The 294-nt window shown below is 36.1% G+C and carries 1 protein-coding gene; it reads right to left on the bottom strand.

The window, feature by feature from the left end; genetic code table 11:
* A partial coding sequence (locus NE591_RS14920) for an NAD-dependent epimerase/dehydratase family protein (RefSeq protein ID WP_256157064.1) occupies positions 1-294 on the bottom strand: 294 nt, incomplete at both ends.

Below are 294 nucleotides of genomic sequence, written 5' to 3'. Positions count from 1 at the left end.
CATCAAAGTGATGCACCTCAGTAATTATTTGCGGATACGTTTTTTCGGGTATAGCATGTACAGAGCTGGTGTATAAGAAACGCTTTATATGATATTGCTTTGCGAATTGCAGCATCGTTTTTGTGCCTAAGACATTCACATCATAAAGTTTAGTGGATACTTTTCTTTGAATATCAACAATCCCTGCGGCATGCAATAGATACACTTCTTTATCTTGTAAGTTCGCAAAAAAGGGAAGCAAACTATCCGATTCTAAGACATCTCCTTTATAATAATGTACATGACTATCATCAG

The sequence above is a fragment of the Adlercreutzia sp. DFI.6.23 genome (assembly GCF_024462535.1).
Taxonomy (GTDB): Bacteria; Actinomycetota; Coriobacteriia; order Coriobacteriales; family Eggerthellaceae; genus Adlercreutzia; species Adlercreutzia rubneri.
The sequence above is the reverse complement of the archived record's forward strand: the minus strand, read 5'-3'. Positions and strand labels throughout refer to the sequence as shown.